Raw genomic sequence first — 4,301 nt, 5'->3', positions numbered from 1 at the left:
TTCACGACCAAAACGTAAAGAGTTTTTGTTTTTGGTTTGAATTCTGAATTTACCTTCTTGTAGAATTGCCTGCAATGATGAACGATTAAGTTGGCGTGTCATCGTAGGAAGTAAATGTTCAGAGCCTTCTTTCTTTCTTGTTGTCGGGTGACTTAAAACAACATCTTTCGCTTGTTTTGTTACGTCAACGGCTTGGTAATCATGCATTTGGATTACAGTATCGGCAACATCAAGGTAATCACCAGAACCGCCCATAACCAAAATCGTAGAAACGCCTAATTCATCACGAAGTTGACCTATGCGATCAACTAACGGCGTAATAGGTTCTGCACCATTGCTTACAAGTGCTTGCATACGTTCATCACGAATCATGAAGTTAGTTGCTGACGTATCTTCATCAATAAGTAATGTTTTAGCTTGAGCTTCTAGAGACTCTTGTAACCAAGCGGCTTGAGATGTTGAGCCTGATGCATCTTGAGTTGAGAAACAAGTCGTGTCTTTACCCATCGGTAAATGGTTAATGTAGTTAGACAGGTTCAAACTATGAACACAGCGTCCATCTTCTGCTTGAATTTTTGTTGTCGATTCTTCTGTAACGATATATTCACGACCATCTCCTGGGATGTGATCATAAATAGAGCGCTCTAGTGCATTAAGTAACGTTGATTTACCGTGGAAACCACCACCAACAATAAGCGTGATCCCTTTTGGGATCCCCATGCCTTTAATTAGGCCTTTGTTTGGTGTAGATAACTCAATTTCTAAAGATGCAGGGCTTTGAAAAGCAATGGCTTCTTTCATTGGGCGATCATTGTTACCCGCAATACGAGGTAAAATACTGCCATTAGCAACAAACGCGACTAGATTATGTTCAGCAAGCTGACGACGAAGGGCAACTTGATCGACAATAACTTTACAATGTTCTTTTAATTCTTCAATCGGAAGTTCACGAGCCAGAAGTGTTCTACGAACGTATTTTGGCATGTGGAAAGTCAGAATGTTAATGGCTCTCTTTGCTAAAATTTCACGGCCATCAGCAGGCAAGTTCATGTTATAACGAAGTTCAATGCCTTCATCATCAAAAACAACCGATGTATGATCTAAAACCGTTTGACCTGATAGCGCAATAGATAGAGTTGCGTCTTTTTCAAGAAGCTGGCTAAAGTGACGAGCAAGGAAGTCTCTTGCAGCACGTTGATAATCTAAAGAGGTTTCTTGTAACCATTGTAGGTGTGTTAATGACCAAGCACGCTTTGCACGAAGGCGAGAAGGCGGCGCGTATGGGTCAGATTGAACATTATCGATGTACAAAGTGAAGTCTGTAAAATCGTATTTACCCTTTATAGCAGTGTAACTACGGTAATTTCTTTTTTCTAATTTTTTTAGCTTGGCTTCAAGTTGTTCCATTACATTCACATCATAAAATAAAGTTGTGAGCAGTATAACAAAATACCGTGAAGAAGACGTACTTCTTTAAGTAAACTTATTTGTTTAAGTTGAGTAATGATTAACAAAGAAGCAAGTTAAGACCTTTGGCTAATTTACATCCCTGAGTTACTAACAATAAAATACTTACTATTAACAAAGGAGTGTAAATATGGAATTGGTTTTAAATAGTATTGAACTGTTATTGATTGGCACTGGGATCATCTTTTTATGTTTATCGATCACACAATATGGAAAACGAACGTCAGATTGGCGTGGTGCGTGTGCATTATTTGTTAAACGTATAGAAATGAGCGCCCAAGAGTATAAATGGTACCGACTTGGTATTAGTACTTTTATCCTTGGAGTTACTGTGCGTATTATCAATTTAACCTTATGGGGATGAAATTACCCACACTTATCCACAATTTCTGTGGGTAACTATAGGTATAACCAGTTATCTTAATGATTATTAAAGAAATTAACACCTGATCAAGCTTTTTCTTTAGATAAACTATTATTTTTTTGTACTGCGAAGTAAAATAGCTAAGTCAATCATATTTAGGCTTGGATTAATAAAAAAGATGGAACAAAAACACTCTAAAAAGAAGATTGCCATTATTGGTGGTGGGATAGCCGGATCGAGTATTGCGATGTACTTATCTCAGTTCGATGTTGATATTGAACTCTTTGAACAGGGCGTTAGTTTAGTGAACGGACCTCCTATCTGTCATTTGCATGCTGGAGGCAACTTATATCGTGAGATATCTGATGAACAGTGTTTAACGTTATTAAAAGAATCTATCGATACTGTTCGCTATTTTCCTCATACAATGAATAAACGGCCAACCATTATTGCAGTGCCTAAAACCGACAGCGGTGAACCCTCTGATTTATTACCGCGTTTAATCCTGTTAAAAAATGCTTATCAAACACTCATTGATGACAACCCTAAAAATGAATTCTTTGGTCCTTCTTCTGATTACTTCAAAATCTATAGCCGTGAACAGCTAACGCTAATATCCCAGTTGACTCCAACTGAAGCGCCTACGTGTTTAGATGATTGGTTAATTCCTTTCGTAAAAAGTGTCGATTTAGATCAACTAAAGTATCCCGTGGTATTAGTTCAAGAATATGGCCTTAGTGTTTTTCGTATGGCAGCAACCGCTGAGATCACGTTAAATAATAAGTCAAATACAGTACTTAATTTTAATTCACATGTTCATAATATTCAAAAAAACGCCCAGCAATGGGTGATTAACTACGCTGAATCTGGGAAAGAAAAAAGTAAGTGTTTTGATTGTGTCATTAATAGTGCTGGATTTAGAACTGGGATTATTGATGATTTAGTACAAAAGCATACTCATCGATTAGTTGAGTTTAAAGCCGCTTATGTTACTCAATGGAATCAATCAGACTACGGGAAGTGGCCGGAAGTTATATTTCATGGTGAGAGAGGGACACCTCAGGGAATGGCTCAATTCACGCCATATCCAAATGGATATATTCAATTGCATGGTATGACGGAAGATATTACGCTTTTTAAAAATGGTTTGTCACAATCAAGCAATGAGTCCGCACAGCCTAAATTATCAGAAGCATTAATTAAAAAAATTGTAAAAGGTTGGGATCTCTCGATTCAGCAGCAACGAACGGATAAAGCGATAAAGCATATTGCTCAATTTATCCCTTCATTTAAAACCGCGACATCAGCTGGAAAACCGTTATATGGAGCTCAACAAATTCCTGGTACTGATGTGACGTTACGAGCAGCAAATATTTCTTATACCGCAGATGGTTACTTCAGAGCTGAGATTGTTAAAGCGTCTTCAGGGATCGAATGTGCAAAAGAGATTGCTAGGGTGCTTAACTTTACCACTAAGACGTCTTCTCTTAAGGTATTAAATGAAGATGAGGTGATAATATTAGCTCGTTCTTTAGCTTTTGAACGTCATTATCCGATTGAATTAGCCGAAGTGTATTAATTGGTTTATCAATTAAATCTGTTGTTGAACCTCATTGCATTAAAGCCATTTTATCATCTTATAGCCTAATCTGTATAAATATGAAAGAAGTTAGGTTTTATAATGGGATCGTATGTTTTTGAAGCGTAACAGTTATCGTGTATATGCCTTGTGGTAAAACAAAGATAACCCAAGATATATTATGGCGTACGGACATGTAAAAGTGGATAATTTTATTGTATTGTCTCGCTTTTTTGTTGAGAATAGGCCGATCGTAATTTCTGTAAGGTGAAACGTGGAATTTTTACTTAAACGCCGATGGCCTAGATTCGAATGTCCGAAATCTGTGAATGCTAAAGTGTTCTGGGCGCATAAATTAATGCCTTTTGTTACTGTAAAGTTAATGGATGTATCTAAAAAAGGATTTGGCTTTACAAGTGAGAGAAAATTACAAGAAGGCAGTTGTGAACTGAGGATTCGTTCTTTTCCGAATTTAGTCGGTGATATTGTATATAGAAAAGTGGTTGCTAATAATAAAGGCGACAGCATTTATCATTATGGCTTTTATTTAAGCACTCAACTTAGCAAGACTCAGCTTGAAAACCTTGGCTGTAAAGGTGTGATTCATCTTGAACATGTAAAAAGCAGCGAAGATCCGTTAGGCTAGGGCTGTACTTAATCTTGGTTTAATTGAAACACCGCGGTACATAATAAGTATTTTAATAATTCACATTGACGAGAATTCGATTCTAGTGGGTGGATTATATGATTACTAACGCAACTGAGGTTGAATCGGCTTTCTAAGGTACTGTTTAACGTCGTTTTTGAAATGAGATTATGAATGCCTTGTGATTCATAATCTGTTTCTTGTTTTGGTAATATGCCTTTCCACCAATAGTACAACTCTTTACT

Annotated in this window: 4 protein-coding genes and 1 pseudogene; 3 read left to right on the top strand and 2 right to left on the bottom strand. The window is 37.0% G+C overall.

What is annotated here, in order from left to right:
* Nucleotides 1-1,407 (bottom strand): ABC-ATPase domain-containing protein (locus AACV33_RS00050; protein WP_182700635.1); only part of this gene is annotated, 1,407 nt, incomplete at its 3' end.
* Between the two features lie 190 nt (nucleotides 1,408-1,597).
* Here AACV33_RS00050 and AACV33_RS00045 point away from each other — a divergent pair.
* From AACV33_RS00045 to AACV33_RS00035, 3 genes are all read left to right on the top strand, one after another.
* Entirely contained in the window at nucleotides 1,598-1,831 is a 234-nt protein-coding gene (locus tag AACV33_RS00045) for a hypothetical protein (protein WP_017023256.1), read from the top strand.
* Between the two features lie 178 nt (nucleotides 1,832-2,009).
* Nucleotides 2,010-3,410: an NAD(P)-binding protein gene (locus AACV33_RS00040; RefSeq protein ID WP_182700634.1), complete on the top strand. Its 1,401-nt coding sequence runs from the start codon at nucleotides 2,010-2,012 to the stop codon at nucleotides 3,408-3,410.
* Between the two features lie 274 nt (nucleotides 3,411-3,684).
* Nucleotides 3,685-4,056 carry a hypothetical protein gene (locus AACV33_RS00035; RefSeq protein ID WP_012551918.1) on the top strand — a complete coding sequence of 124 codons (372 nt, stop codon included), beginning with the start codon at nucleotides 3,685-3,687 and terminating at the stop codon, nucleotides 4,054-4,056.
* 8 nt (nucleotides 4,057-4,064) lie between these two features.
* On the opposite strand, the pseudogene AACV33_RS00030 reads toward AACV33_RS00035, so the two are convergent.
* Nucleotides 4,065-4,301 (bottom strand): annotated as a pseudogene (locus tag AACV33_RS00030) (hypothetical protein); the annotation flags it as partial.

Source organism: Aliivibrio sp. SR45-2 (assembly GCF_963890165.1).
Lineage (GTDB): Bacteria > Pseudomonadota > Gammaproteobacteria > Enterobacterales > Vibrionaceae > Aliivibrio > Aliivibrio salmonicida.
Note: the sequence above shows the minus strand (reverse complement) of the source record. Positions and strands in the feature narration are given on the sequence as shown.

Coding starts and splice junctions, on each gene's coding strand:
- AACV33_RS00045 (WP_017023256.1), top strand. CDS start 1,598: ATGGAATTGGTTTTAAATAGTATTGAACTGTTATTGATTGGCACTGGG.
- AACV33_RS00040 (WP_182700634.1), top strand. CDS start 2,010: ATGGAACAAAAACACTCTAAAAAGAAGATTGCCATTATTGGTGGTGGG.